Origin of the sequence: Bradyrhizobium sp. CCBAU 45321, from assembly GCF_028128975.1 — a bacterium.
GTDB classification, from domain to species: Bacteria; Pseudomonadota; Alphaproteobacteria; order Rhizobiales; family Xanthobacteraceae; genus Bradyrhizobium; species Bradyrhizobium yuanmingense.
This window is the reverse complement of sequence record NZ_LFKZ01000122.1, coordinates 116,695-143,501: the sequence shown is the minus strand read 5'-3', so window position 1 is coordinate 143,501 and position 26,807 is coordinate 116,695. Positions and strand designations below refer to the sequence as shown.

30 protein-coding genes are annotated in these 26,807 nt (G+C 65.8%); 16 read left to right on the top strand and 14 right to left on the bottom strand.

From position 1 onward, the window contains the following. Positions 1-41 precede the first annotated feature (41 nt). Positions 42-854, top strand: a complete 813-nt coding sequence (locus ACM43_RS18745) for an ABC transporter permease (RefSeq protein ID WP_198399642.1) — start codon at positions 42-44, stop codon at positions 852-854. After that, a complete protein-coding gene (locus ACM43_RS18740) occupies positions 851-1,636 on the top strand; it encodes an ABC transporter permease (protein ID WP_036042384.1) in 786 nt (261 codons plus the stop codon). The genes ACM43_RS18745 and ACM43_RS18740 overlap by 4 nt, the downstream gene beginning before the upstream one ends. Before the next feature lie 31 nt (positions 1,637-1,667). Here ACM43_RS18740 and ACM43_RS18735 read toward each other — a convergent pair whose 3' ends face one another. Then, on the bottom strand, positions 1,668-2,357 hold the full coding sequence (locus ACM43_RS18735; protein WP_271542069.1) for an aspartate/glutamate racemase family protein: 690 nt from the start codon (positions 2,355-2,357) through the stop codon (positions 1,668-1,670). A 213-nt stretch (positions 2,358-2,570) separates the two neighbouring features. Here ACM43_RS18735 and ACM43_RS18730 point away from each other — a divergent pair, with 213 nt between their 5' ends. The 4 genes from ACM43_RS18730 to ACM43_RS18715 all read left to right on the top strand — a co-directional run bounded on the left by ACM43_RS18730 (position 2,571) and on the right by ACM43_RS18715 (position 7,174). After that, entirely contained in the window at positions 2,571-4,232 is a 1,662-nt protein-coding gene (locus tag ACM43_RS18730) for a thiamine pyrophosphate-binding protein (protein ID WP_271542068.1), read from the top strand. A 4-nt stretch (positions 4,233-4,236) separates the two neighbouring features. Then, on the top strand, positions 4,237-5,502 hold the full coding sequence (locus ACM43_RS18725; protein ID WP_271542067.1) for an NAD(P)/FAD-dependent oxidoreductase: 1,266 nt from the start codon (positions 4,237-4,239) through the stop codon (positions 5,500-5,502). Between the two features lie 9 nt (positions 5,503-5,511). After that, entirely contained in the window at positions 5,512-6,255 is a 744-nt protein-coding gene (locus ACM43_RS18720) for an aspartate/glutamate racemase family protein (protein WP_271542066.1), read from the top strand. 139 nt (positions 6,256-6,394) lie between these two features. After that, positions 6,395-7,174 (top strand): SDR family NAD(P)-dependent oxidoreductase, encoded by a 780-nt coding sequence (locus ACM43_RS18715; protein WP_271542065.1) that lies wholly within the window; start codon positions 6,395-6,397, stop codon positions 7,172-7,174. A gap of 12 nt (positions 7,175-7,186) precedes the next feature. Here ACM43_RS18715 and ACM43_RS18710 read toward each other — a convergent pair whose 3' ends face one another. The 3 genes from ACM43_RS18710 to ACM43_RS18700 all read right to left on the bottom strand — a co-directional run bounded on the left by ACM43_RS18710 (position 7,187) and on the right by ACM43_RS18700 (position 11,014). Continuing rightward, positions 7,187-7,981, bottom strand: a complete 795-nt coding sequence (locus tag ACM43_RS18710) for an IclR family transcriptional regulator (RefSeq protein ID WP_157281830.1) — start codon at positions 7,979-7,981, stop codon at positions 7,187-7,189. A gap of 77 nt (positions 7,982-8,058) precedes the next feature. Then, positions 8,059-9,792: an FAD-dependent oxidoreductase gene (locus ACM43_RS18705; RefSeq protein WP_271542064.1), complete on the bottom strand. Its 1,734-nt coding sequence runs from the start codon at positions 9,790-9,792 to the stop codon at positions 8,059-8,061. Between the two features lie 7 nt (positions 9,793-9,799). Next, positions 9,800-11,014: an ABC transporter substrate-binding protein gene (locus tag ACM43_RS18700; RefSeq protein ID WP_271542063.1), complete on the bottom strand. Its 1,215-nt coding sequence runs from the start codon at positions 11,012-11,014 to the stop codon at positions 9,800-9,802. A gap of 399 nt (positions 11,015-11,413) precedes the next feature. On the opposite strand from ACM43_RS18700, the gene ACM43_RS18695 reads away from it, so the two are divergent. Next, entirely contained in the window at positions 11,414-12,715 is a 1,302-nt protein-coding gene (locus ACM43_RS18695) for an MFS transporter (RefSeq protein ID WP_271542062.1), read from the top strand. Here the strand turns inward: ACM43_RS18695 and ACM43_RS18690 are convergent. After that, the gene (locus tag ACM43_RS18690; protein WP_271542061.1) at positions 12,704-14,266 is read right to left on the bottom strand and encodes a hypothetical protein; all 1,563 of its coding nucleotides are present in this window, start codon (positions 14,264-14,266) and stop codon (positions 12,704-12,706) included. The two genes, ACM43_RS18695 and ACM43_RS18690, sit on opposite strands and share 12 nt — an antisense overlap. A 309-nt stretch (positions 14,267-14,575) precedes the next feature. On the opposite strand from ACM43_RS18690, the gene ACM43_RS18685 reads away from it, so the two are divergent. The 4 genes from ACM43_RS18685 to ACM43_RS18670 all read left to right on the top strand — a co-directional run bounded on the left by ACM43_RS18685 (position 14,576) and on the right by ACM43_RS18670 (position 17,297). Next, complete coding sequence (locus tag ACM43_RS18685; protein WP_271542060.1) at positions 14,576-15,037, top strand: Hsp20 family protein; 462 nt, start codon at positions 14,576-14,578, stop codon at positions 15,035-15,037. Positions 15,038-15,111: 74 nt separating this feature from the next. Continuing rightward, on the top strand, positions 15,112-15,603 hold the full coding sequence (locus ACM43_RS18680) for an Hsp20/alpha crystallin family protein (protein ID WP_036007189.1): 492 nt from the start codon (positions 15,112-15,114) through the stop codon (positions 15,601-15,603). Between the two features lie 87 nt (positions 15,604-15,690). After that, on the top strand, positions 15,691-16,026 hold the full coding sequence (locus ACM43_RS18675) for a hypothetical protein (protein ID WP_157281818.1): 336 nt from the start codon (positions 15,691-15,693) through the stop codon (positions 16,024-16,026). 164 nt (positions 16,027-16,190) lie between these two features. Continuing rightward, positions 16,191-17,297, top strand: coding sequence for a trypsin-like peptidase domain-containing protein (locus ACM43_RS18670; RefSeq protein WP_271542058.1), 1,107 nt, complete (start codon positions 16,191-16,193; stop codon positions 17,295-17,297). Between the two features lie 293 nt (positions 17,298-17,590). Here the strand turns inward: ACM43_RS18670 and ACM43_RS18665 are convergent, their stop codons facing one another. Further along, positions 17,591-17,767 carry a hypothetical protein gene (locus ACM43_RS18665; RefSeq protein WP_193760435.1) on the bottom strand — a complete coding sequence of 59 codons (177 nt, stop codon included), beginning with the start codon at positions 17,765-17,767 and terminating at the stop codon, positions 17,591-17,593. Further along, on the bottom strand, positions 17,764-17,982 hold the full coding sequence (locus ACM43_RS18660; RefSeq protein ID WP_271542055.1) for a hypothetical protein: 219 nt from the start codon (positions 17,980-17,982) through the stop codon (positions 17,764-17,766). The genes ACM43_RS18665 and ACM43_RS18660 overlap by 4 nt, the downstream gene beginning before the upstream one ends. Positions 17,983-18,245: 263 nt before the next feature. On the opposite strand from ACM43_RS18660, the gene ACM43_RS18655 reads away from it, so the two are divergent. Beyond that, on the top strand, positions 18,246-18,650 hold the full coding sequence (locus ACM43_RS18655; RefSeq protein ID WP_271542053.1) for a hypothetical protein: 405 nt from the start codon (positions 18,246-18,248) through the stop codon (positions 18,648-18,650). A gap of 251 nt (positions 18,651-18,901) precedes the next feature. Here the strand turns inward: ACM43_RS18655 and ACM43_RS18650 are convergent, their stop codons facing one another. Together ACM43_RS18650 and ACM43_RS18645 are read right to left on the bottom strand one after the other, a co-directional pair. After that, positions 18,902-19,753, bottom strand: a complete 852-nt coding sequence (locus tag ACM43_RS18650; RefSeq protein WP_271542051.1) for an HpcH/HpaI aldolase/citrate lyase family protein — start codon at positions 19,751-19,753, stop codon at positions 18,902-18,904. Beyond that, on the bottom strand, positions 19,753-20,256 hold the full coding sequence (locus tag ACM43_RS18645) for a MaoC family dehydratase (protein WP_333919378.1): 504 nt from the start codon (positions 20,254-20,256) through the stop codon (positions 19,753-19,755). The genes ACM43_RS18650 and ACM43_RS18645 overlap by 1 nt, the downstream gene beginning before the upstream one ends. A gap of 96 nt (positions 20,257-20,352) precedes the next feature. Between ACM43_RS18645 and ACM43_RS18640 the strand changes: the two genes are divergently transcribed. Next, entirely contained in the window at positions 20,353-21,519 is a 1,167-nt protein-coding gene (locus ACM43_RS18640) for an acyl-CoA dehydrogenase family protein (RefSeq protein ID WP_060735112.1), read from the top strand. A gap of 20 nt (positions 21,520-21,539) precedes the next feature. Here ACM43_RS18640 and ACM43_RS18635 read toward each other — a convergent pair whose 3' ends face one another. From ACM43_RS18635 to ACM43_RS18625, 3 genes are all read right to left on the bottom strand, one after another. Then, positions 21,540-23,114, bottom strand: a complete 1,575-nt coding sequence (locus ACM43_RS18635; RefSeq protein ID WP_271542124.1) for an AMP-binding protein — start codon at positions 23,112-23,114, stop codon at positions 21,540-21,542. A gap of 33 nt (positions 23,115-23,147) precedes the next feature. After that, the gene (gene upp, locus ACM43_RS18630) at positions 23,148-23,783 is read right to left on the bottom strand and encodes a uracil phosphoribosyltransferase (protein ID WP_172786898.1); all 636 of its coding nucleotides are present in this window, start codon (positions 23,781-23,783) and stop codon (positions 23,148-23,150) included. A gap of 84 nt (positions 23,784-23,867) precedes the next feature. Continuing rightward, a complete protein-coding gene (locus ACM43_RS18625; protein WP_271542043.1) occupies positions 23,868-24,608 on the bottom strand; it encodes a crotonase/enoyl-CoA hydratase family protein in 741 nt (246 codons plus the stop codon). A gap of 85 nt (positions 24,609-24,693) precedes the next feature. On the opposite strand from ACM43_RS18625, the gene ACM43_RS18620 reads away from it, so the two are divergent. After that, complete coding sequence (locus tag ACM43_RS18620; protein ID WP_271542020.1) at positions 24,694-25,275, top strand: TetR/AcrR family transcriptional regulator; 582 nt, start codon at positions 24,694-24,696, stop codon at positions 25,273-25,275. 40 nt (positions 25,276-25,315) lie between these two features. Here the strand turns inward: ACM43_RS18620 and ACM43_RS18615 are convergent, their stop codons facing one another. Next, positions 25,316-25,507 (bottom strand): hypothetical protein, encoded by a 192-nt coding sequence (locus ACM43_RS18615; RefSeq protein WP_271542018.1) that lies wholly within the window; start codon positions 25,505-25,507, stop codon positions 25,316-25,318. A 23-nt stretch (positions 25,508-25,530) separates the two neighbouring features. Next, positions 25,531-25,995: a hypothetical protein gene (locus ACM43_RS18610; RefSeq protein WP_271542016.1), complete on the bottom strand. Its 465-nt coding sequence runs from the start codon at positions 25,993-25,995 to the stop codon at positions 25,531-25,533. 393 nt (positions 25,996-26,388) lie between these two features. On the opposite strand from ACM43_RS18610, the gene ACM43_RS18605 reads away from it, so the two are divergent. Both ACM43_RS18605 and ACM43_RS18600 read left to right on the top strand, forming a co-directional pair. Beyond that, the gene (locus ACM43_RS18605; protein ID WP_271542014.1) at positions 26,389-26,595 is read left to right on the top strand and encodes a hypothetical protein; all 207 of its coding nucleotides are present in this window, start codon (positions 26,389-26,391) and stop codon (positions 26,593-26,595) included. 11 nt (positions 26,596-26,606) lie between these two features. Beyond that, positions 26,607-26,696 carry a K(+)-transporting ATPase subunit F gene (locus ACM43_RS18600; RefSeq protein ID WP_035698142.1) on the top strand — a complete coding sequence of 30 codons (90 nt, stop codon included), beginning with the start codon at positions 26,607-26,609 and terminating at the stop codon, positions 26,694-26,696. Positions 26,697-26,807: the final 111 nt, after the last annotated feature.

Below are 26,807 nucleotides of genomic sequence, written 5' to 3'. Positions count from 1 at the left end.
CAGATCCCTCCCAAAAACATCAGCGCCGTGAGCACGGCCTGATGCTGGCACTGGTGTCACCGGCGCTGCTGGTGATCCTGGCTCTGATCGTGCTGCCGGTCGGCTGGCTGGCCTGGCAGTCGATCTACCATGACGGCTTCACACTGGAGAATTATCGCCGCGTCTTCACCGAAGACGTCTACTGGCGCAGCTTTGCGCTGACCTTCGAGATCAGCCTCGCGGTCACGGTGATCGCGCTGCTGCTCGGCTATCCCGTGGCCTACCTCGCCAATTCGGTGCCGAAAGGGTGGAGCATCCTCATCCTGTCGCTGGTCGTGCTGCCGTTCTGGACCAGCGTGCTGGTCCGCGCCTATGCCTGGCTGGCGCTGCTGCAGCGCACCGGCGTGATCAACCAGTTCCTGCGCTATCTCGATGTGATCTCCGAGCCGCTCGCGCTGGTCCACAACACCTTTGGCACGGTGGTTGCGACCGTGCACATCCTGCTGCCCTTCATGGTGCTGCCGCTCTACGCCACCATGCAGAAGATACCGAACGATCTCATGCAGGCCGGCGCCAGCCTGGGTGCGAGCCCGTCGCTGACGTTTTTCCGCGTGTTCCTGCCGCTGTCGCTGCCGGGTGTGCTCGCGGGCTGCACCATGGTGTTCGTGCTCTGCCTCGGCTTCTACATTACGCCGGAGCTGCTCGGCGGCGGCCGCACCGTGATGGTGTCGATGCTGGTGAGCCGCAATGTCGAGCTCTACAACCAGTTCGGCGCGGCCAGCGCGGTCGCCGTCGTGCTGCTCATCAGTGTGCTCGTGATCTTCTTCATTGTAAGTCGCTTCATCTCGCTCGACCGCGTGTTGGGGCAGAAATGATGCGCGCTTCGCCTGCACGGATTGCCCTCTACGTGATCAGCGCGCTGGTGCTGATCTATCTGATCCTCCCCGTTCTGATCATCGCGCCGATCTCGTTCTCCAGCGCGCGCTTTCTGACCTTTCCGCCGCCGTCCTTTTCGCTGCGCTGGTACCAGCAATATTTCTCAAATCCCGCCTGGATGCAGGCGACGCAGGTGACGTTGACGGTCGCCCTCCTCACCGTCGTGATCGCGACCCCGTTCGGGGTGGCCGCCGCCTATGCCATCAGCCAGTCGAAGCTACGCATCATGAGGCTGATCCACTTGGCGCTGCTGTTGCCGCTGGTGGTGCCTATCATCATCACCGCCGTCGGCATCTTCTTCGTCTATGCCAAGGTCGGTCTGGTCGCGACCATGCCCGGCCTCGTGCTGGCCAACGTGATGCTGGGCCTGCCCTATGTCGTCATCTCGGTGCTCGCGGGCCTGCAGAGTTTCGATCCCGCGCAGGAGATGGTGGCGCGCAGCCTCGGCATGAACCGCCTGCGCAGCTTCTTCGCGGTGACGCTGCCGCAGATCAAGTCCAGCGTGGTTGCGGGCGGAATCTTCGCCTTCATCTCGGCGATGGACGAGACCATCGTCGCGCTGTTCATTTCCGGTGGCCAGTATCAGCCGTTGACCAAGCGCATGTTCACCGCGCTGCGCGACGAGATCGATCCGACCATCGCCGCGATCTCGACCTTGATGACGGCGGCCTCATTCATGCTGGTGCTGCTGGCGAGCGCGCGGCAGAAGCGAAGCGGGTGAGGATAGCGGGGCTGAAATTGACGAGATCGATTCACCCGATGGCGAAATCGGCGGCCGTTTCCGCGTGAATGGCGGTGGTGTCGAACGTCTCGACCGAGGTGTCGTCCGGGCCGACCAGCATGGTGATCTCGGTGCAGCCGAGGATGATGCATTCGGCGCCACTTGAGACGAGCGCCGCCATCACTTCCTGGTAGCGGCGGCGCGAAGGCGCGGTGACGTTGCCGAGGCACAGCTCCTCGTAAATGATGCGGTTCACCTCGGCGCGCTCGTCCGCGGGAGGGACCATGACGTCGAGACCGTGCGCGCGCAACCGGTCGATGTAGAAGTCTTCCTCCATCGTGAACCTGGTGCCGAGCAACCCGACCCGCCGATATCCCTTGGCCCGGATCCGCTCGGCCGTCGCATCGCCGATGTGGATGAACGGAACGCTCACGCTGGATATGATCTCGGGCGCCAGTTTGTGCATCGTGTTCGTGCACAACACGATCGCCCGCGCGCCGGCACTTTCGAGCAGCCGCGCGACCTCCGCGAGGCTCGCCGCCGCCTCCTGCCAGCGGCCGGCATATTGCATCTGCTTGATCTCCTCGAAATCGTAGGAATACATCAGAAGCGGGGCCGAATGCAGCTTGCCGATGCGGTCGCGGACCCGCTCGTTGATGAGCTTGTAGTAAAGCGCGGTGCTCTCCCAGCTCATGCCGCCGATCAGGCCAATGGTTTGCATTCCGGTGCTCCCGAACAGTGATTCAGAGGGATCGTAGACGAAGATGCCGAACCTCGCCATCATGGCCGCGGCAGGGCCTGTAGTGCAAACGGCAGGGACGGGCATGACGCCCGCGCAGGCTGCGAGAAGCCTTTCGACCTTGCGCACGCTCTCGGCCTGTCTTAGGCCAGTTCCCGAACAATTGCGTATCGCCGAAGTCTCGAGGGAGCCGACATGACCATTCGCAACACCCGCACCGGGGGCCAGATCCTGATCGATCAGCTCGTCGCCCAAGGCGTCGAGCGCGTCACCTGCGTGCCGGGTGAGAGCTATCTGGCGGCGCTCGATGCGCTGCATGACAGCCCGATCGACGTCGTGATCTGCCGCGCCGAAGGCGGTGCGGCGATGATGGCGGAGGCATATGGCAAGCTCACGGGGCGGCCGGGCGTCTGCTTCGTCACCCGCGGCCCCGGTGCCACCAATGCCAGCCACGGCGTTCACATCGCGATGCAGGATTCGACGCCGATGATCCTGTTCGTCGGCCAGGTCGACACCGGCATGCGCGAGCGCGAGGCGTTCCAGGAGCTCGACTACAAGGCGGTGTTCGGCTCGATGGCGAAATGGGCGGTCGAGATCGATCGCCCCGACCGCATTCCGGAGCTGGTCGCGCGCGCCTTCCGAATCGCCATGCAGGGCCGCCCCGGTCCCGTCGTGATCGCGCTGCCGGAGAACATGCTGACCGAGACCGCGGCCGTTGCCGATGCCATGCGCATCGAGCCCGCCGTGAGCTGGCCGGCGCCTGCCGATATCGAAAAGCTCGGCGCCATGCTGGCCGGCGCCAGGGCGCCACTCGTCATTCTCGGCGGCTCGCGCTGGACCGATGAGGCGGCCAAGAGCATCGCGCGGTTCGCCGAACGGTTCGACCTGCCGGTCGCGACCTCGTTCCGACGGGCCTCGCTGATCGACGCCGACCATTCGCACTATGCCGGCGACCTCGGGATCGGGCCGAGTCCCGGCCTGAAGGCGCGCATCGACAATGCCGACGTTCTCCTGCTGATCGGCGGCCGCATGTCGGAGATGCCGTCATCGTCCTATACGCTGCTCGACATTCCCAATCCGAAGCAGAAGCTGGTCCATGTGCATCCGGGCTCCGAAGAGCTCGGCCGCATCTATCAGCCTGAACTGGCGATCCAGGCGACGCCGGCAGCCTTCGCCGCCGCTGTCGAGACGCTGAAGCCTTCGGGCGCGGTGGCCTGGAAGGGCGAAGCCGCCAAGGCGCATGCCGATTATCTGGCGTGGACCGAGAACGCGCGCGAGCTGCCGGGCACGTTCCAGTACGGCCAGGTGATGACCTGGCTGCGCGACCGCCTGCCGAAGGATGCGATCGTCTGCAACGGCGCCGGCAATTATGCCGGCTGGATTCATCGCCATCACCGCTTCCACAGCTTCGCGGCCCAGCTCGCACCGACCTCGGGCTCGATGGGCTATGGCGTGCCGGCGGGCGTGCTGGCCAAGCGGCAATATCCCGATCGCGTCGTGGTCGCGTTTGCCGGCGACGGCTGCTTCCTGATGAACGGCCAGGAATTCGCAACCGCCGTGCAGTACGAGGCGCCGCTGATCGTCATCATCATCGACAATTCGCAATACGGCACCATCCGCATGCACCAGGAGCGCGACTATCCCGGCCGCGTCGTCGGCACCCAGCTCAAGAATCCGGACTTTGCGATGTATGCGAAGGCGTTCGGCGGCCATGGCGAGCGTGTCGAGCGGACCGAGGAGTTCGCACCGGCGTTCGAGCGCGCGCTGGCCTCGGGCAAGCCGTCGATCCTCCATTGCATCATCGATCCCAGGGCGATCTCGGTCGGCAAGGATTTTGTGCCAGCGGTGAAAGCTTAAAGCGATGCCTGACGGCCGCCACGTCGCCATCATCGGAGCCGGCGCGGTCGGCGTGATCAGCGCCATCGAGGCGCTGCGCGAGGGGCACCGCGTCACGCTGATCGATCCCGGCGAGCCTGGCGGCGAACAGGCGGCGAGCTACGGCAATGCCGGCTGGCTCTCCTCGCATTCGGTGATTCCGCCGGCGGAACCGGGCGTCTGGAGGAAGGTGCCGGGCTATCTGATGGACCCGCTCGGCCCGCTCGCGATCCGCTGGTCCTACTTGCCGAAGGCGCTGCCCTGGCTGATCAAGTATCTGCTGTCGGGCTGGACCGCGGCGCGGGTCGAGACGACGGCATTCGCGCTGCGCGACCTCCTGAAGGACGCGCCGCTGCTGCACAAAAAGCTCGCGGAAGAAGCCGGCGTCCCCGAGCTGATCGAGCGCAACGGCGTGATGCACGTGTTCACCTCGCGCGGCAATTTCGATAACGATCTCGGCTGGCGCCTGCGCAAGAAGGTCGGCGTCGAATGGCTGGAGCTCAATGCCGACGAAATGCGGCAGCGTGAGCCGGATCTGCATCCGCGCTACACCTTTGGCGTCGTGGTGGAAGAGGCCGGGCGCTGCCGCGATCCCGGCACTTATGTCGCAGCCCTTGCCGCTCATGCGATCGCCAGCGGCGCGAAGCACGTGCGCGCCAAGGCGACCGGTCTGAAGTTGTCCGGCAACAAGCTCGTGGCTGTCCTCACCGAGACCGGCGAAATTGCCTGTGATGCCGCAGTGGTCGCGGCGGGTGCCCGCTCGAAGCAGCTCACAGCGTCGGTCGGCGATCCCCTCCCGCTCGAGACCGAGCGTGGCTATCATGTCGTAATCGAGAATCCGGAAGCAGGTCCACGCAGCTCGATCATGGCCTCCGACGCCAAGATGGTGGTGAACTGGACCAACAAGGGCCTGCGTGCCGCCGGCACGGTCGAGATCGCCGGCCTCGAGGCCGCGCCGAACTGGAGGCGCGCCGAGATCCTGCGCAACCACCTCGTCGGCATGTTCCCGAAGCTGCCGAAGGACATTCCGGCCTCGCGCGTCAAGACATGGTTCGGCCATCGCCCGAGCATGCCGGACGGACGTCCCTGCATCGGCTATGCGCGCGCCTCGCGCGACATCGTCTATGCTTTCGGCCACGGCCATGTCGGCCTGGTCGGCTCGGCTCGCACCGGTCGTCTGGTCGCCCAGCTCGTGAGCGGCAAGGCGCCGGAGATTCCGCTTGCGCCGTTCGCACCCGATCGTTTCCTCTGAGAGCGCACCATGACCACCTCAGCCAGCTCGTCCTCTCGCATCGCCCGTGGCGGCAAGGCCATCTACGGTGCGCCGCTCGGCATCCTGATGCTGGAGGCGCGCTTTCCCCGCATTCCCGGCGACATGGGCAACGGCACGACCTGGCCATTCCCGGTGCTCTATCGCGTGGTGAGCGGCGCCTCGCCGGAGAAGGTGGTGCTGAAAGGCGCGGCCGGCCTCTTGCCCGATTTCATCGATGCGGCGAAAGATCTGGTGCGGCTCGGAGCGGAGGCCATCACCACCAATTGCGGCTTCCTCTCGCTGTTCCAGAAAGAGATCGCGGCGGCGGTCGGCGTTCCCGTCGCGACCTCCTCGCTGATGCAGGTGCCGTGGGTGCAGGCGACCCTGCCGCCCGGCAAGCGCGTCGGCCTCGTCACGGTGTCGGGCTCGACCTTGACGCCGGCCCATCTCGAAGGTGCCGGCGTGCCGCTCGACACGCCGCTGGTCGGCACCGAGAACGGGAAGGAGTTCTTCCGTGTCCTGATCAAGGCCGAGAAGGACGACATGGACATCGCGCAAGCCGAGCGCGACGTGGTCGAGGCCGGCAAGGAGCTGGTTGCCAAGCATCCGGATGTCGGCGCCATCGTGCTCGAATGCACCAACATGCCGCCTTATGCCGCCGCGCTTCAGGCCGCGGTCGGATTGCCCGTCTACGACATCTATTCCATGATCACCTGGTTTCATGCCGGGCTGCGCCCGCGCGTCTTTGCGTGAATGCGTCCGTGAGATCGTCACTAAGCATGATCCGGAAAAGTGCGCAGCGGTTTTCCGATAAGATCATGCTCAAACAATAACCCAAAGCGCGATGACGATTCGTCCTCATCTCATCGCGCTTTAGTCCAGGAGTGAACCCATGAAACTATCCGGCAAAGTCGCGGCCATCACCGGCGCGGCGCGCGGCATCGGCAAGGCCTGCGCGAAGAGGTTTTTGGACGACGGCGTCAAGGTTGTCATCTCCGACGTCGATGCCGAGGGCTTGGCTGCGACGGCCGCGGAGCTCGCCCGGCCGGATGCATTGCGCACTGTCGTCGGCAATGTCGCCAAGCGCGCGGACGTGGATCAGCTGGTCGCGACCGCGGTGAAGGAGTTCGGCCGGCTCGACATCATGGTCAACAATGCCGGCGTCGCCCGCAACCGCGACATCCTCGACATCACCGAAGAGGAATTCGACGAGATCCTCGGCATCAATCTGAAGGGCGCGTTCTTCGGCGTGCAGGCGGCGGCGAGGCAAATGATCGCCCAAGGCGGCGGCGGGGTCGTCATCAACATGTCCTCGGTGAACGCGCTGCTGGCGATCCCTTCGCTTGCGACCTACGCGATGTCGAAGGGCGGCATGAAGCAGCTCACCTCGGTCGCCGCGGTCGCACTGGCCCCGCACAACATCCGCGTCGTCGCGGTCGGACCGGGCACGATCCTGACCGACATGGTGAAGTCGTCGATCTACACCTCGGACGACGCCCGCAAGACGGTGATGTCACGCACGCCGGCCGGCCGCGGCGGCGAGCCGAGCGAGGTGGCGTCCGTGGTCGCGTTCCTCGCCAGCGACGATGCGTCCTACATCACGGGGCAGACAATCTATCCCGATGGTGGACGCCTGGTCCTGAACTACACCGTGCCGGTGAAGGAGAAGTAGCGGGGCGCGCCCTCACTCGGCCGCGACCGTCAACCCGTAACCCAGCCGCTTCGAAATGCCCCCCGCGCAGTCGCGCAGCGCGTGCGCGATGGGGCTGTCCCAGCGGGCATCAAAAGTGCCTTCTGGGCCCATCGCGGTGACGACCAGCGCGACGTGGCCGGAATGATCGAACACCGGCGCGGAGAACGCGTTGACGCCAGGCAGGGGATCGCCGAGCGCACGGGCGAGGCCGTGTTTGCGCACCTCGGTCAGCATCTCGGCGACCTTCGCCCCCTTCACGGCGCGCTTCGGGTTGTAGCCGACGCCATGGCGGTCGAGGCCGCTGTCGAGCGCGGCGCTGATCGTCTTCTCCGGCAGGAACGCCGCAAACGCGCGGCCGGTCGCGGTCTCCAGCAGCGCCATCACCGAGCCGACGCGCATCACGATGTGCACCGGCTGGGCCGGCTCTTCGAGCTGCACCACGGTCGGGCCGTGCGTGCCCCAGACCGCGAGCGAGACGGCGTGGCCGATCTGGCTCGCGAGGCCCGCGATCTTGGGCCGCGCGATGCGCACGCCGGAGAGGCGGCGCAGGCTGATCAGGCCGAGCTCCAGCGCCAGCGCGCCGATCTCGTAACGGCCGGTGCTCTCGTCCTGCTCGATCAGGCCGATGCGGGAGAAGCTGGCGAGATAGGGATGCGCCTTGGCCGGCGTCATGCCGGCCTCGCGGGCGAGATCGCGCAGCATCATCGGCTCGCCGCTGCGGGCGAGCGCGCGAAGCAATTCGCCGCCGACCTCGATCGACTGGATGCCGCGGCTCTCTCTCTTCATGCGCCTCCGATGCGCCTGGGTCGTTGCTTGAGCATGATCTCTTCGGAAAACCGCTGCACACTTTTCCGGATCATGCTCTACGCCGCGTTGCGCTTGGCGGCGCTGTCGGCAAGATGTCGGCCGGCAATGTAGCCGAAGGTCAGCGCCGGCCCAAGCGTGATGCCGGCGCCGGGATAATTGCCGCCCATGATGCTCGCCATGTCGTTGCCGGCGGCGTAGAGGCCGGGAATCACCCGGCCCTCGGCGTCGAGCGCCCGTGCGTTCGCGTCGGTGACGATGCCGGCATAGGTGCCGAGATCGCCGATCACCATCTTGATGGCGTAGAACGGCCCGTTCTCGATTGGCGCCACGCAGGGGTTGGGGCCGTGCAGCGCATCGCCCTGGTAGCGGTTATAGGCCTTCGAGCCCTTGCCGAAGGCGGCGTCGTGTCCGAGCGGCGCCGTCGCATTGAACTGCCTGACCGTCTCGGCGAACGCCTTGGAGTCGATGCCGGCTTTCGCCGCCAGCGCTTCCAGCGTGTCGCCGCGCATGAGATAGCCGGTCTTCAAATGATGACTGAGGGGCATCGGGAAGGGCGGCACGCAGCCGAGGCCGTATTTGCGCAGCGTCTTGTGATCGCAGACGAGAAATGCGGCGATCTCCTCGCCGGGCTTGGCCGCCTTGATCATGGCCTGGACGAAGTCGTGATAGGAATTGCCCTCATTGGCAAAGCGCCTGCCGTCGCGCATCACCGCGATCACGCCAGGCTTGGCGCGATCGATGAAGTGCGGCATCACGCCCTTGGAGCCGTCCTTGCGCGTGGTCAGCGAGACCGGCACCCAGGCCGCCGCGTTCGGCAGGCGATCCTCGATGCGGCCGCCGGCGCCTTCGGCAAGGCGCAGGCCGTCGCCGGTGTTGCCCGTAGGCCCGGGCGAATAATGCTCAACGCCGGTCGGAGCGTGCGGGAACATCTTCTTGCGCCGCTCGACGTCATGCGGAAAACCGCCGCAGGCGAGCACGACGCCTTGTCGGGCGCGGACACGCACCTCGCGTCCCTCGCGCGAGACGATGGCGCCGGTGACCGCGCCGTTCTCGACCGTCAGCTCGCGCACGGGCGAAGACAGCCACATCGGAATCTTGAGGTCGAGCGCTGACTTTGCGAGGCGCCCGGCGAGCGCATTGCCGTTGGTGAGCGTCATGCCGCGGCCGTAGCGCAGCACGTCCACGACATGCCGCGACAGGCGCTTGGCGACATAGACCGCCGAGGTCAGCGACTTCGTCACGCGCATGAAGTGGATGATCTCCTTGCCGCTTCCGAGCATCATGCCGAACACGGTGAGCTCGGGCAGCGGCATGCCGAGCGATTTGATGAGATCGCCGAGCTCGCGGCCGTCGAACGGGCGCGTCACCATGGAGCGGCCGCCCTGGGCGCCGCCGGGCGCTTCCGCGTGATAATCGGGAAAGACCAGCGGCATGTCGAAGCGCAGCGCGGTCTTGGTGGTGAAGAAATCGACCGCTTCAGGGCCGGCGCTCAGAAAGGCGTCGACGCGTGCTGCGTCGTAATTGTTGCCGGCCTCATGCCGCAAATACGTGCGCGCCTGCTCCGGCGTCTCCTCGATGCCGTACGCCTTCGCCAGCGAGGTGCCGGGAATCCAGAGCCAGCCGCCGGAGCGGGCCGTGGTGCCGCCGAAGCGCGGCTCCTTCTCGACGATCAGCACGTCGAGTCCGCGATGACGCGCGGTGATCGCGGCCGACATGCCGGAGCAACCCGATCCGGCCACGAGCACGTCGCACTCGTAGGTCTCCATGGCGCCATGCTCGTTGCCAGCCATATCGGCCTCACTTCTTCAGGAGCGGACATTTGGATTCGGAGACCGGGCGGAAGGCGTCATCGCCCTTCACGGTCTTGACGATGTCCAGATAATCCCACGGCTCCTTGGACTGCGCGGGGGTCTTCACCTTGGCGAGATACATGTCGCGGATGACACGGCCGTCCTCGCGCAACTTGCCGCCATGGACGAAGATATCCTCGATCGGCAGCTCGCGCATCTTCGCCATCACCTTGGCGGAATCGTCGGTGCCGGCCGCCTTGATCGCCTTGAGATAGTGCAGCACCGCGCCGTAGACGCCGGTCTGAATCATGGTCGGCATCACCTTGGTCCGCTCGTAGAACTTTTTCGACCAGGCGCGGGTGGCCTCGTCCATAGCCCAGTAGGACGCCGTGGTCATATAGGTGCCCTGCGCGGCCTTCAGGCCGATGGCGTGCACGTCGGTGTCGAACATCAAAAGGCCGACCAGCTTCTGGCCGCCCTGGACCAGGCCGAATTCGCCGGATTGCTTGATGGCGTTGTCGGTGTCCTGGCCGGCATTGGCGAAGGCGACCACGTCGGATTTCGAGCTCTGCGCCTGCAGCGCGAAGGAGGAGAAATCGGCGGTGTTGGTCGGATGCCTGACGCCGCCGAGCACCTTGCCGCCCATCTCGTTGATGAAGCGCGTGGCGTCCTTCTCGAGTTGATGGCCGAAAGCATAATCCGCGGTGATGAAGTACCAGGATTTTCCGCCTTCCCGGATCACGGCGGAGGCCGTCACCTTCGACAGCGCATAGGTGTCGTAGGTGAAGTGCACGGTGTTCGGGCTGCACAGCTCGTCGGTCAGCGAGCTCGCGCCGGGGCCGGAGAGCAGGGCGACTTTGCCGCGCTCGCGCACCATGTTGTGCACGGCGATGGCGATGCCGGAATTGGGGATGTCGACGACCGCATCGACCTTGCCGTTGTCGAACCAGCCGCGGACGATCTGAACGCCGACGTCGGTCTTCATCTGGTGGTCGGCGCTGATGATCTCGATCGGCTTGCCGAGCACGGTCGGCCCGAATTCCTCCACGGCCATCTTGGCGGCCTCGACCGAGCCCGGCCCAGAGTTGTCGCGGCCCCAGCTCGACAGGTCCGTCAGCACGCCGATCCGCACCACGTCGTCGGAAACTTGCGCGGTCGCCGCCGATGTCATGGCCGCCGAAGTCATGGCCGCGAGCATAGTGCAGGCCAGGAGCCCTCTCATTGTCGTTTCCTCTCTTCTTGGCCGCTTGGCGCGGCGGGATCGTTGGAGGTAAATTAGATAATGGCGAATGAATTTGTCAATGGCGAACTATGGTGGCGGGTGGGTTCCACGATGGTCGGGTGATGCCGGATAAGGAGCGCTCCTGCCTCAACACCCGTCATTGCGAGCCACCGGGTCCGCGCGAAGCGCGGCCCGATGACAGGCTCCGCGAAGCAATCCAGAGTCTTTCCGCGGAGGCGGTCTGGATTGCTTCGTCGCTAGGGCTCCTCGCAATGACGGGTGTTGCGCCACCTGCGCATAAAATCCCGCACCGTAATCCTGTGGGAGGCAACACTTCCACAGATTGCAGCCGTCACAACGTTTGGCCATGATGCCCACTGGAATCCTTTGGGGCAGGGCATGACGACAGCAACGGGGGTCTCCGCTTCCGCGGAGAGATCGACGACGGCGCACGTGGTGTGGGCGAGTGCGCTCGGCACCGCGATCGAGTGGTACGATTTCCTGATCTACGGCACGGCGGCAGCGCTCGTGTTCAACAAGCTGTTCTTCCCGAGCTTCGATCCCTTCGTCGGCACGCTGGCGGCGTTCTCGACCTATGCGGTCGGCTTCGTTGCGCGGCCGATCGGCGGCGCCATCATCGGGCATTACGGCGACCGGCTCGGCCGCAAGACCATGCTGGTTGCGACCATGATCGCGATGGGGCTCGGCACCTTCCTGATCGGGTGCCTGCCGACCTACGATCAGATCGGCGTCTGGGCCCCGATCCTGCTCGTGATCCTCCGTTTCGTTCAGGGCATCGGGCTCGGGGGCGAGTGGAGCGGCGCGGTCGTGATGGTGATCGAGCACGCCGGCAATCGCCGCGGATTCTACGGCAGCCTGGTGCAGGTCGGCTTCCCCGTCGGCGTCGCCGCCTCCACCGGCATCTTCGCCCTGATGACGAAGCTGCCCGAGGCGGATTTCCTCAGCTGGGGCTGGCGCGTGCCGTTCCTGATCAGCATTCTGCTGGTCGGCGTCGGCTTCATCGTGCGGCTCAAGCTGGCGGAGACGCCTCACTTCAAGGAGATCGTCGAGCGCAAGGAGGTGCTGGCGCAGCCGGCCCTCGAAGTGCTGCGCCGCGACTGGCGCAGTTTTCTGCTCGCGATCGGCATCACGGTGTCGGAGGTCGGGCTCGCTTATCTCCTCACCGTGTTCACGGTGGTTTACGCGACGACCAGGCTCGGCCTACCCCGGCAGGTGATCCTGGATGCGGTGGTCTATGCCGCGATCGTCGAGTTCGCGACGCTGCCGCTGGCCGGCTGGCTGTCCGACATCTTCGGACGCAAGGCGCTGTATCTGGCCGGCGGCGTCTTCTCGGTGGCGCTGGCATTCCCGCTGTTCTGGTTCCTCGACACCAGGGAGCCGGCGCTGATCACGCTTGCGCTCGTCGTCACGATGACGCTCACCCATGCGCTGCTGTTCGGGCCGAAGGCCGCGTTCATGCCGGAGCTGTTCCGCACCCAGGTGCGCTACAGCGGCGCCTCGCTCGGCGCCAACGTCGCGGCGGCGCTCAGCGGCGGCTTCTCGCCCCTGATCGCGGCTGCGCTGCTGGCATGGGCCGGCTCGTACTGGGCGGTGTCGGTCTACATCGTCGCGCTGTCGATCGTCACGATCCTCGCGACGCTGCTGGCGCCGGAGACGGCGCGGGACTCGCTAAGATCCTGAGCGTCGGGACAAGCAAGCCGGATTTGCAGCGTTCGGAAACACCAGGAAGGTGATGGTCGTCGGCGCAAGCCTGACCGTTCCCGGCGGTGCTGCGCGTGCCTCGAGCCGGGGCAGCTGGCCCTCAGGGGTCAGCGTGAGCCTCTTGCCGTTCAACTGCACAATCGTACCCTGCAACTGCGCTGCGTGCAGCGTGTACCGCTCGGCGGAATCCGGCAGCGATAGCGTGCGCGATGTGCCGCGCGACGTGTTGATTGCGAGCAGCGACACCGCGCCTGTCGTGGCTGGGTGGCAGTGCGCGTAAAGATGGAGATCGCGCGCGGCAGGTTTGCCTGCGTCGAGCACGATCGTTCCCATCAGCCGGCGCCAGAGCAGCGCGGCCCAATAGCTCGGCCGCGGCCGGAACGTTGTTTCGTCGAGCAGGCCGTAATCGCTGGCAGCCAGCGTGTTGTGCATCACCACTTGGACACCAGCCTTCGCCAGGCGTCCGAGCTGGTCGAGATAGCGGAACGTGTCCAGAAAAGTCCGGTCCCATAAGCCGCCGCCGCAGGCGGCATCAGCCGTCTCGGTCAGCCAGATCGGCTTGCCCGGCTCGAATGCGTCGCGCAGCGCCTGGTAGGTCTCGAGCGTCGCATCCGTGCGCGCCAGCCATTGCTCCGAGAGGGCCTGCGCCGGATCGTCGTGCCCGCCACAGCGCGGTGAGATCGTGTTGTAATGGTGATAGGAGAACCGATCGACGCCGGGGCCGGATGCGGCAAGCAGGTCCCGCGTGGTGAGCCCCGCTCCGGACGGCGATGGTGCATCGCCGACCGAGCCGGGACCGAGGATCAGCGTCTCCGGTGCGGCGCGCCGCATCCACTCGCGAAAGACCTTGAAGTCGCGGCCATAGGCGGCCGCGTCATAGCCCGCCGGTGCACCGCCCGTCGCTGCGAGCGTCGGCTCGTTCATGAATTCGGCGGCGGCGATGCGCCCACCCAGAGCGCGCGTGGTGTCGACCAGCTGCTGCGCCTGATCCGGCTTCCATATGCCGTGGTCATCGCGGCTGCCGGGACTGATCGCAAAGGAGGTGACGATCTCCGCATCGACCGCATGCGCGAACTCCACGACGCCGCGCCATTGCGCGCGGCTGAGCACCGTGTTGAATCCCGGCGGTGGCTCTCCCGGCGCCTCGGCAAAGAACGTCGCATTGGCCCAGGTGCCGCTCACGCGCAGATAGGCCGGCGACAACGCCGCGGCGAGCAGGCGCAGTCGTGCATTGGCAAGATCGATCGGCGGCCGCGCGCTGTAACGATCCCGTTCGTCGAAGCCACGTGCGGTTCGCGGATAAGGCTTCCAGAACCGTCCGCCGGTCACCTCCACCATCTCGATGTTGTAGGATTGAAAGCGCGCATCGATCGTTCCGAGCGTCTTTAGCCCGGCAGGCGAGATGGCAATGTCGTCGGCCTGCGCCGCAAAGGCGGTTGCGGCGGCCAGCAGGGCAATCGCACCCGCCGTGCGACCGGCCGGACGCGGTCGGGTCCCTGGTCTGCGGTGTGCTGCCGCTTGGTTCGTCATGCGCGTTGCCCGGGGCCAGATGCGCGGAGGCAACCTGGCCTTACCTCGACCCGCCCATTTTACCCCTATTTTACCTTGCCGTTGCCGCCGAGAGCGTCCGGGCTCGGCGGACCATCGATGGGGTCGAAAAAAAATCCGCTGGCCCCTCTTGAAACCGGTTTCCGGTTTTCTAAGTCGTTTTTCGCCGCGAGAGCGGTGTGCCGGATGCCAACAGGGTCCGGCACGGGCGCCGGGCAGGTCGTTTCGGACCCGTCTGAAATCCCGCCTTGCGCTCCTTCGTATCCATCTTGCTCTTTGGAGGACTTGGTTATGAGGACCAGCTTTGACTTCGCGCCGCTGTGGCGCTCCACCATCGGCTTCGACCACCTGGCCGACCTCGTCGACAGCACGCTCCGCCAGGCGACCGAGGACAATTATCCCCCCTACAACATCGAGCGATCCGGCGAAGACCATTACCGGATCAGCCTTGCCGTGGCAGGCTTCGGCGCCAGCGACATCACCGTGACGGCCGAGCAGAACGCGCTTACCATCGAGGGCAGGAAGCCCGAGGCGGCTGCGCGCGAATACCTCTACCAGGGCATCGCCGCGCGTCCGTTCCGGCGCGTGTTCAACCTCGCTGATTACGTCCAGGTGAAGCAGGCCTCGTTCCAGGACGGGCTCCTGATTATCGACCTCGTCCGCGAGGTTCCGGAAGCCATGAAGCCGCGTCGCATTCCGATCGCGGGCGGCGCTCCTGCGGCAACGCAGATCGAGCAGAAGAAAGCAGCCTGAGCGCTCGATCGAACAGGCGGAACGCGGCGCGCGCATGCGCGGGCCGCGCTTTCCGATGCAAGAAGGAGGGTACCATGGCTTTTCGTGATCTCATTCCCTGGTCGAAAAACCAGGAGCTTGCGCCGGCGCGCGACAATTTCGATCCGTTCCTGACGCTTCACCGCGAGATGAACCGTCTGTTCGACGATGTCTTCCGCGGCTTCGGGGCGACCAGCCTGTCGCCGCTGATGGAGGGCCGGTTCGGCTGGCCGAAGGTCGAGCTCAGCGAGACCGACAAGACGCTGACCGTCTCGGCTGAGCTTCCCGGCCTGACGGAGAAGGACGTTCAGGTCGAGATCGCCAATGGCGTGCTGACCGTGCGAGGCGAGAAGAAGGCGGAGCGCAACGGCGAAGGCAGGTTCTTCACCGAGTGCTATTACGGCGCCTTCGAACGGCAGATTCCGCTGGAGGGTGTCGAGGAGGACAAGGCAGAGGCGTCGTTCAGGAATGGCGTCCTGACCGTGTCGCTGCCGAAGTCGGAGAAGGCACGCGAAGGCGTCAAGCGCATCGCGATCAACACGCATTAAGTCAAGTGAGACGGCGGCGATGTGGCGCCGCCGTCTCATCGTCAACAAGCTGTCCCCCTGGAAAGGAGCATGTGGGAGACTTAACCGATGACCAACGTGAATACCAATTCCGGCACTCTCAATCCGCTGTTTCATCCCGCCGCCCACTACGACTCGCCTGCCGACGTCCTGAATGCCGAGGAGCTCTCACCGCCCGAAAAGCGCGTCATCCTGTCGTCCTGGGCATCGGACATGTACGCGGTCGAATCCTATCCCGCCTTGCGCGAGATTCCCGGCATGAGCCACACGGTCCGGCTCGCCGACATTCTGGCCGCCTTGCGCAAGCTCGACGGCGACAACGACAATGACGACCCGCCACGCGGGGGCGGCGTCCCGATGCGGTTGCGGCGGCCATGGGCCGCCGCCGAAGGGCAGGCGGCATGATCCTCACCAACACCGTCCTCGCCCTCGTGCTGCTCGGCCAGGCCGCGGCAGCCTGGACCGTCCCGCTTCTGGCCCTGCAAGGCTGGATCGTCGCATCAGGCGACGAAGGCTGAAGCACCAAGGTTCCGACTATCCTCACAACACAACGCGGCAGGGTGACGATGATGAATGCTGTGCGTCTGCTGTTCCTGGCCTTGCTGATGCTGACGCTCACGGCGTCGCAGCCTGCCGCCGGCCAGATTCCGGATCTGAAGACCGGCGGTCCGGTACCGACCCTGGCGCCGCTGGTGCGCCAGGTGACGCCGGCCGTCGTCAACATCTCCGTGCATGGCCGCGTGCGCGAGGACAACCCGCTCTATCGCGACCCGCTGTTTCGCGAGTTCTTCGACGTCCCCCGGCAGATCGAGAAGGAGGTCAATGCGACCGGCTCCGGGGTGATCGTCGACGCCCAGCGCGGCTATGTGCTGACCAACAATCACGTGGTCGAGGGCACATCCGCCGTTCAGATCACGACCAAGGACGGCCGGCAGTTTTCCGCCAAGGTCATCGGCCGTGATCCGCCGACGGATGTCGCGGTGCTCCAGGTCCAGAACCCGGTCGGGCTCAAGGCGCTTGCCTTCGGCGACAGCGACGGGCTCGATGTCGGCGATTTCGTCCTCGCGATCGGCAATCCCTTCGGCCTCGGCCAGACCGTGACCTCAGGGCTCGTCAGCGCGCTGGGCCGCACCGGCCTAGGCAAGCAGGGCTATGAGGATTTCATCCAGACCGACGCGGCGATCAATCCCGGCAATTCCGGCGGCGCGCTGGTCAGCCTGCGCGGCGAGCTCGTCGGCATCAACTCGGCGATCATCTCGCCCGCGGGCGGCAATGTCGGTATCGGCTTTGCCATTCCGGTCAACATGGCGCGCAAGGTGATGGAGCAGATCATCGTGAGCGGCCGCGTCGAGCGCGGTCGCATCGGCATTTCGCTGAAGGACCTGCATCCGTCGGTCAACAAGGGATTGAATCAGGGCGCCGTCATCGCCGAGATCGCGGCGGATTCGCCCGCAGAGAAGGCCGGCCTGCGCAAGGGCGATGTCGTGACCGGCGCCGACGACCGCCCGATCCGCACTGCCGCCCAGCTCCGCAACACGATCGGCCTGGCGCGGATCGGCGAGGACGTGAAGCTCACGCTGCTGCGCAACGGTGCGCCGTTCACCGCCACGGTGAGAGTGGCGCCGGCAGCCGGCACGAGCAGCGCGCTCGCAGGCCCCAATCGCCTCGTCCGCTGAAACGAATGCGCAGGGACGAACCGCGCAAGCGGTTCGTCGTGCGATGGCAGGGCTATGGCATATGACTTGTAGCGGCGGCCGGTGCGCACGCCTCGTCCTTCGAGACGGCGCTTACGCGCCTCCTCAGGATGAGGCTCATCGGCGTCAGTGTCTCTTGAAACTGTAGCCACACACTCCGTCCTCATCCTGAGGAGCCCGCCTCAAGCGGGCGTCTCGAAGGATGGCCGCAGGGGAGAGCTCTCAAATGCGATAGCCCTCCCTGCGACGGTGCCGGGGAGGCGTGATCTCCCAGCTCAGGCGGCGCGGTGATCCCATTCGCCTTGCAAGTCCCGGATCAGCCGCCGCTCGCGTTCGATGCGCTGGCGATAGAGCTCGCGCTCGTGCTCGTTCTTGGCGCTGGCAAGAAGCAGCTCGTAATGGCCGATGACCTTCTCGCTGCCGCGGATGAGCAGGTCGCGTTGGCTGTTCATTGCGCCATCCCCATTGCGCCCGTCGGCGCTTCGGCGGCGCGGAAGCCGACGGGAAAGGTGGTGGCGGTCAGGCCATCGAGCGCCGATCGCTCTTCCGCAAGTCGCCTCTCGATGAATTGGCGCTCAAGCTGCGACAGCCTGGTCTTCAGCAGGCGCCGGTAGCGGTGGATGTTGTTGCGGTGCGCACGAATGCGGGCCAAATTCTCATCGAGCATCGTCGTCTCTCCAGACGGTCGCGTTAGATCCTTTGGTTTGCGAGGATGAGAAGATCTCTTCTCGGCGAAAAAATATTCAGCGGCTAAGCGGTGTCAAGATGTTGGCGCGCCTGTCCTCGTTGCTGGCTCCTGGGATCGATGATCGGCCGGTCGAACCGTCCGGCCGGCTGGGTTCCGGGCGCGATTGCCTTTTGTTGGCCGGCAAGCGAACCTCGTGTGGCCATATTTGAGCAGGAGTGATCTGTCGCGAGGGAGGCGCTCCGATGAAAAAGGCACTGATCACTGCTGTCGCAATGCTGGCCTGCGTGCCCGCGAGCGCGCTCGCGCAGGAGCGCGCGGGCGATGCGGCGCTCGGCGCGGTCTCGGGTGCGGTCGTGCTCGGGCCGGTCGGTGCGGTCGCCGGCGCCTTGATCGGCTACACGGCCGGACCTTCGATCGCCCGGTCCTGGGGCCTGAGAGGCTCGCAGTCGGCCAGGCACCGGCAGCCGCCGCCACGTCGCGCCGCCGCGACCGGCAGCCCGTCGCGCACGCGCGAGGCGATGGCCGCCAACGGCCAGATGAGAGCTGCCGGCAATCCGGCTCCGCCGCCGGTCCAGGCTCCGCCGGTTCAAGCCGCTCCTGCCGCGCCGATGCATTCCCCGGCACCGCCCGTTCAGGGGTTCGACTGAGACCGCCAACTTCAGGCTGCAGCCTATAGCGCGATGGTTTAGCTTTAATACTGCCGCGGGCCGGTCATCTCTCCCGCTTGCGGGAGAGGTCGGCGCGAAGCGCCGGGTGAGGGCTTTCTCCTCTAGGGGATTGTCCCATTGCGGAAGCACCCTCTCCCCAACCCTCTCCCGCAAGCGGGAGAGGGAGCGTACCTCCCTCCTTGCAACATCGAATCTCATTTCGCTTTAGCGGACGAAGCTTGCGTCCCGCTCTAGGACTGGCCGAGAATCTTCTTCGCGGCGCGAAGGTGCGGCTTGTCGATCATCTGACCGTCGAGCCGCAGCGTGCCGGAAATGGGATTGCTCGCGAACGCCGCGATCACCTTCTCCGCCCAGGCGCGCTCGGCCTCCGTCGGCGCGAAGGCCGCGTTGACGATGTCGACATGCTTGGGGTGGATCAGCGCCTTGGCCGAAAAACCGTCGCGCCGCGCGGCACGCGTCTCCTGCTCGAGGCCGGCAAGATTGTCGATGTCGGTGTAAACCGTGTCGATCGCCGCAACCTCTGCCGCGGCCGCCGCCATCAGGCAGAGATCGCGCGCCAGGCGGTAGGGGCTGTGGAACACGCCGCCGCTCGCCTTCTCGGTGGCGCCGAGCGAGGCGGAGAGATCTTCAGCGCCCCACATCAGGCCGGCGAGGCGAGGGGAGCAGCCCTTGTAGCTGCCGAGCCCGAAGATCGAGCCGGCAGTCTCCGTCGCGACGCAGACGATGCGGGTCGCGCCGATCGCGATGCCGGATGCGGCTTCCAAAGCTTCGAGCCAGGTTGCGACCTGACGCACGTCCTTGCCGCCTTGCGATTTCGGCAGCACGATGCCGTCAGGCCTGCCCGGCATGATCGCGGCGAGATCGGCCAGCGTCATGCCGGTGTCGAGTGCGTTGACGCGGACATAGAGCTGATGCGGGCCGGGGCGGCTCTTCAGCATCGAGAGCGTCAGCTCACGCGCCTCCGCCTTCTTCTCGGTGACGACGGAATCCTCGAGATCGATGATCAGCGCGTCGGCCTTGCCTTCGCTCGCCTTCTCGAATTTGCGCGGGGAATCGCCCGGCACGAACAGCATCGAACGCATCAGACCGGCCTCTTGTGCATCATCGCCATGCGGCGGCATTTGCCGACAATCTCGTCGTTCTGGTTCAGGGCATGGTGCTCGAACTCGACGATACCGGCCTTGGGCCGCGATCTGGATTCTCGCACTGAGAGCACCTTTGTCGTGGCCCGCAACGTGTCGCCATGGAAGACCGGCTTCGGAAAGGTGACGTCGGTCATGCCGAGATTGGCGACGGTGGTCCCTAAGGTCGTATCATAGACCGTCATGCCGATCATGATGCCGAGCGTGTAAAGGCTGTTGAAAATGCGCTGGCCGAACTCGGTCTTCTCGGCGAAATGCGCATCGATGTGCAGCGGCTGCGGATTGAGCGTCAGCAGGCTGAACATGGTGTTGTCCATCTCCGTGACGGTCCGGGTCAGCGGATGCCTGAACTCCTGGCCCACGGAAAAGTCCTCGAAATATAGTCCGGCCATCGCGGTTTCCTCCCTGCGAAATAACGGCGCACGCGCAGCGTCGCGCCGCATGACCCCATGCATGGTAGACACACTTCGCGGGCAAATTCACGTATCTGCCTGCAGTTTTTCGAGCTAAAGAACGCTTGGCGAAGGGAGATCAAGACCATGGATTTCGCGCTCACCGATCAGCAGGAAGCCATTCGCGACGCCATCGCCAAGATCTGCGAAGGCTTTCCCGACGCCTATTGGCTGAAGAAGGACCACGACGGCGGCTTCCCGCACGACTTCCACAAGGCGCTGGCGGACGCCGGCTGGCTCGGCATCTGCGTGCCGGAAGAGTATGGCGGCTCCGGGCTTGGCATCACGGAAGCGGCGATCATGATGCGCACCATTGCCGAGTCGGGTGCCGGCATGTCCGGTGCCTCGGCAGTGCACATCAACGTGTTCGGGCTCAACCCCGTCGTCGTGTTCGGCACCGAGGAGCAGCGCAGGCGCATGCTGCCGCCGATGGTCGAAGGCCGCGAGAAGGCGTGTTTCGCCGTCACCGAACCCAACACCGGCCTCAACACCACCCAGCTCAAGACCCGCGCGGTCGCCAAGAACGACCGCTACATCGTCAATGGTCAAAAGGTGTGGATCTCGACGGCGCAGGTCGCGCACAAGATTTTGCTGCTGGCGCGCACCACGCCGCTGGAGGAGGTGCGCTCGCCCACCCACGGTCTCAGCCTGTTCTACACCGATTTCGACCGCAACAGGATCAAGGTCCACGAGATCGAAAAGATGGGCCGCAAGATCGTCGATTCCAACGAGCTGTTCTTCGAGGACTTCGAGATCCCGATGGAGGATCGCATCGGCGAGGAGGGCAAAGGCTTCGAGTACATCCTCGAAGGGATGAACCCGGAGCGCATTCTGATCGCGGCGGAAGCGGTCGGACTCGGCAAGCTCGCGCTGTCGCGCGCGACCGAATACGCCAAGACGCGCGTCGTGTTCAACCGGCCGATCGGCAAGAACCAGGGCATCCAGCATCCGCTTGCGGTGAACTGGGTCGAGCTCGAGGCGGCCTGGCTGATGGTGATGTCGGCGGCCTGGCAATACGACAAGGGCATGCCCTGCGGCGCCGCGGCCAATGCCGCAAAATATCTGGCGGGCGAAGCGGGCTTCTCGGCCTGCGAGCAGGCGGTGATGACCCATGGCGGCTTCGGCTACGCCAAGGAATTCCACGTCGAGCGCTATTTGCGCGAGGTGCTGATCCCGCGCATCGCGCCGGTCAGCCCGCAGCTCGCGCTCAGCTTCATCGCGGAAAAGGTGCTGGGGCTCGCGAAGTCGTACTGAACAAGTCGTACTGAACGGGTCTATTCGGCGGCGATCCGCTCCATCGCCATGGCGCGAAGCCTGGCGCGCTGGATCTTCACGCCGTTGGCGCTGTCGGTGACGGGGAAGGCGTCCACGACATAGATCCGCGCCGGCACCTTGTAGCCGGCGAGCCGCTCGCGCAGGCGCGCGATCAGCGTCTCCTGGATGGGCGGCTCCGTTGTCGGGATCACGAAGGCGACGCAGCGCGCCTGGCCCTTGAGATCGATGGCGACGACCTGGGCGTCGGCGACACCGGTGCAGGATTTGAGCTCGTCCTCGATCTCACCGGGCGCGACCAGGAAGCCGCCGAGGCGCATCGCATCGCCGGCGCGAGTCTCGTAGACGAACGACCCGTCGCCGCGCAGCCGGCCGATGTCGCCGGTCCGGAAGAAGCCGTCGGCGGTGATCGCCTCGCGCGTCGCCTCCGGATTGTTGAAGTAGTCGAGGAAGCGTGAGGGCGCGCTGATCTCGATCTCGCCGGAGACGCGGCTTCCGGCGAGCTCGCCGGTCTCGACATCGCGCACGCGAACTTTCGCCTCCGGCGACATCGGCCAGCCGCCGCCCTCGATCCGATCGGCGAAAGCATCACTGGGGCGGCCGATCGCGAACAGCGCCTGCACCTCGCTCGAACCGTAGAGGCCGAACAGCTTCATGCCGCGCGCTTCGGCTTCCACAGCCAGCTCGCGCCAGCCGGGCTGGAACGCGGCGAAGCCGCAGACTTCGAGATGCGGAAACGGGCGTGGTGCATCGGTGAGGGCGAGGATGCGCCGGAACATCTCGTCCGAACCGAAGGAATGCGTGATGCGCTCCGTGCTGAGGATCTTCAGCGCCGGCGCTGCCTCGAAGGCATCGAGCACATGAATGGTCGCACCGGCCGCGAGGAAGCCGAGCAGGCTCGTCATGCCGAACGTGCCGCAGAACGGCAGCATCGCCAGCAGCGAATGACGCCGGGGATCGAGCTGGAGCGCGCGGGCGACGGAGACGGCGTGCGTCGCCAGCGTCGCTTGCGAATGCGCGACCAGCTTCGGCCCCTTGGTGGTGCCTGACGTGGTGTAGAGCAGCACGGGCAGATCGACATCATACTGGATCGGCGGAGGGGGCGGGTAAGGCGTCTCGAACGCATCGAACCGCACGCAGGGCCAGCGTGCGGGGATCGCATCCGCGCCGACCACGGCCAGCCGTTGCAGCGCGGGCACCTCGGCCTCGGCGACATCGGCGAGGATGGCGGCAAAGTCGATCGCGCGAAATGCGGCCTCGACGACCATGAGCTTCGCGCCTGATAGCTTGAGCAGGTGCGCGACTTCTGCGCTGCGATAGCGCGTATTAACGGCGGCGACGACCGCACCAAGCCGTGCGGCGGCGAACAGCAGTGCAAGCCATTCGACCCGGTTGACCAGCCAGACCGCGACGACGTCGCCCTTGCCGATGCCTTGCGCGGCTAGCCAGGCGGCGGTCTGCTCGATCTTCGCCAAGAATTCCGCGCGAGAGACGGCCTTGCCGTCGAATACCAGGGCAGGGTCGGCGGCGGTCTTGATCCGGAGCAGCGATTGCAGAGAAAAATCGTTGGCGCTCATGGCCATCGGACTAACCCGGTCGCGCAAGCCTGTCTACTTGGTGCCGAACATCCGGTCGCCGGCGTCGCCCAGGCCCGGCACGATATAGCCGTGGTCGTTGAGCCGCTCGTCGATCGCGGCGGTCCAGATCGGCACGTCGGGATGCTCGCTCTGGAACTTGGCGATGCCTTCAGGGGCGGCCAGGAGGCAGACGAAGCGGATGTCGCGGGCGCCGCGCGCCTTGAGCAGGGAGGCGCCGGCGCAGGCCGAGTTGCCGGTCGCCAGCATCGGATCCATCAGGATCACGGTGCGGTCGGACAGGTCCTGCGGCGCCTTGAAGTAATATTCCACGGCCTGCAGCGTCTCCGGGTCCCGGTAGAGCCCGATATGGGCGATGCGCGCCGAAGGCATCAGCGCCAGCATGCCGTCTAGGAAGCCGACGCCGGCGCGCAGGATCGGCGCCAGCGTGAGCTTCTTCCCGGCGATCTTTGGCGCCTGCATCGCCGCGATCGGCGTCTCGATCTCCACCAGCTCCAGCGGCAGGTCGCGCGTCACCTCGTAGCCGAGCAGCATCCCGATCTCGTTCAGGATCTCGCGAAAGCTCTTGGTCGAGCGGTCCTTCTCCCGCATCAGGGAGAGCTTGTGCTGGACCAGGGGGTGGGCGACGACGTTGACGTTGCTGGTGCTCATGAAACCGCTCTACACGGTTCCGTGAAACTGCGCCAGATCGGCCAGGTGGTTTTAGGCAACGCCTTTTCCGCGGGGTAGCCGGCCTCAACCGGGCAGCGCGACTGCGCTGCGCGCGCGGTTGCTTGCCTCATAGGCAGCCATGGTCAGCTCGCGGTCGATCGCCGCGCGCATGGCGTCCATGGCTCCCCGGCGCAGGCGCCGCTTTGCGGTGGCATGCGACGGCTTGTGGATGGCGCGCAGGCCGGTGATGATCGTCTCGATCGTGGCGTCGACCATCTCAGGTGCAACCACGCGATCGAGAAAGCCGGCCGTCTGCGCCTCCTCGGGCTGGTACATCTCGCCCAGCGTGACGGTACGGCTGAGCCAGGCCGGCTGCAGCCGGCTGCGCGCGAGCTCGATGGCAAAGCTGGGAGGCGCGATGCCGATCGCCACCTCGTTCAGCCCCATGCGGTGCGGTCCGCGCGCGCCCAGCCTGACGTCGCAGGCGAGCAGCAGGAACGTTCCCATCGGGTAAGCATGGCCCTCCATCACGCCGATGGTCGGATGCGGAAATGACATCAGCCGCAGCGCAAGCTCGGCGCCGGCCCGGACCATCTCCAGGCTCTTGGCAGCATCGCCCGAGGCGAACACTTTCAGATCGAAGCCCGCGGAAAAGATGCCGGGCCGGCCTGAGCGCAGCACCACGATCTCCGCCTCCGTCTCGGCGCGGTCGAAGGCGGCGCCGATCTCGCCCAGCATCGCGGCCGACATCACGTTGACCTTGCCGTCGTCGAGCCCGATCCGCGCCACGCCGTCGTTCAGTTCATAGGTCACTCTCTCAGGCATCTGCCTCTCTCCGTCATTGTCATGTCTTGACTGTCGGAGGCTGATGTAGACCAATCAGTATAATTTCTGAGCGGAGGAGAGTGCCATGCCGGCCGTGCCGAAGCACCGTCAGCCCATCATCAATGCCGCAGTGACGCTATTCCGCCGCCAGGGATTTGCCCGCACCGGCCTCAACGACATCGTCGACGTCAGCGGCGCGCCGAAGGGGTCGCTCTATCATTACTTTCCGGACGGAAAATCCTCGATCGCGGTGGCGGCGGTGGAGGAGGCGGGCCGCCGCGTCGCGGCGACGGTCGCCGAGCTCGCGGCAGAGTGCGGTTCGACCGGCGAGCTCTTGCGCGCGCACGCCAGACTGCTGGCAGGCTGGATGCAGGGCTCCGGCTTCCGTAACGGCTGCCCGATCACGACCGTGCTGCTCGAGCTTGCGCCGCGCGAGCGCGCCGTGTCGGAGGCCGGTCGCAAGGCCTATGCGGCACGGCTATCGATCCTGCGTGACAAGCTGGTCGCCGACGGGTTTGCCAGGCCGCGGGCGGAGGCGCTGGCCGTGCTCTGCACGTCGGCGCTCCAGGGCGCGCTGATCCAGGCCCGCGTCGAGCGCAGCGGCCGGCCGATCGAGGTCACCGCGTCGGAGCTGGCGCGACTGATCGAGGCGGAGGTGAGGAACTAGACCCCGAGGCCGCGAAAGATCATCACGTCCGCAATGCCGGTCAGGCGGGGAGATGCCAGATATGGATTGCGGTCCTCAGCGCGATCAGCGCGGTGAGCACGCTGCCCATCGACAGCATGGCCAACCCATCCAGGGCGATACGCTCGAGTCGAGCTTTGCGCAGCTTCGATATGCGCAACTGCTGTTCAGCCCTCAGACGGGGTCGTCCAAAGCCGAGAAACGGCGTCGGCATTTCTCGTGTCCTTTCAGATGCGTCTAGCGGGAATTGTCGCAGGCGACCGGCTCGTAAAGCGGGTCCAGCATCGGGCGGACGGAAGGAACGCTCGGCCGCGATATTTCGGCCGTCAGCGCCCGCACCTCGACGAACGCCGACAACAGGGCGAGCGCGAGGTCGGCATGGCGCGCTTCGACCGCGGCATCCAGCCAGTCCGGCAGCTCGCGCTCGCGCGACAGCGCGCAATGCCACTCGCCGTCATCGTAGGCGATGCGGCGGACCTGCCACATCGGCAGCTCGAGCTCCATCAGCGCCAGCGCCGCATCGGCCCAGGCTTCCGCATCGATCAGGCGCATGACGCGGGCTGCGCGTTCGCCCCGGCCCAGCGACGGCAAGCGTCGGCAGGCGCGACCGATGATGTCGAGCATCAGCGGCCGCGTCATTGAATGGGCCTTGCGCAGCTGTTCGGCGAGCGAGGGGAGATCGAGCGGGTGGAGAGCGGTCATGTCAGGCCTCCTGGAATTGGCGTCGGTCAGTCGGCCGGCCTCGCCAAGATGGCGGGAAGAGCATTTGAAAACGAGAGAGGGATCGGGCGAGAGATATAGGGATTCCATAAGCGGCCGGGTCTTCCCGGTCAGCGGACTCGTAGCGGCAGCCCGTGCGCACGCCTCGTTCTTCGAGACGGCGCTGACGCGCCTCCTCAGGATGAGGCTCATCGGCGTCAGTGCCCGCTGAAACTATGGCCGCGCAGTCCGCCCTCATCCTGAGGAGCCCGCCCCAAGCGGGCGTCTCGAAGGATGGCTGCGGGGAGGGCTCTCAGTCGCGATAGCCCTGCGCCGAGACGGGTCGGCCTTTATGAGATTCCTATAACGTCGCCACAGGTCTCATCTCGAAAACCTATGGGCACGGTGGCACTTCAGCGCGGTGAAGTTCCGGCCCGTGCCGCGCTCGATTGCAGCAAGCGGCCCGCCGGGATCCAGAGACGGGCTATCCCGGACTCGTCTCTCCTAAGGAGTATCGCCATGATGGACCTTTTGATGCTGGCGCTGGGCTTCTTCTTCTTTGCCCTCGCGATCGGCTACACCTATGCCTGCGAACGGCTGTGAGGGAGCGGACCATGATCTTCGATTATGCGCTCGCCGGCGCCGTCTCGTTCGGCCTCCTGATCTATCTCACCTATGCACTGCTGCGGCCCGAGCGGTTCTGACGCCGTGCTGCTGCTCGCAAAATTGCTGCTGGCCGAGGCTGCGCTCGTCGCGGGCCTGCTCGCGCTGCTCCTGCCGCTTTTGCGCCGGACCAAAAGCCTGAAGGGTTAATG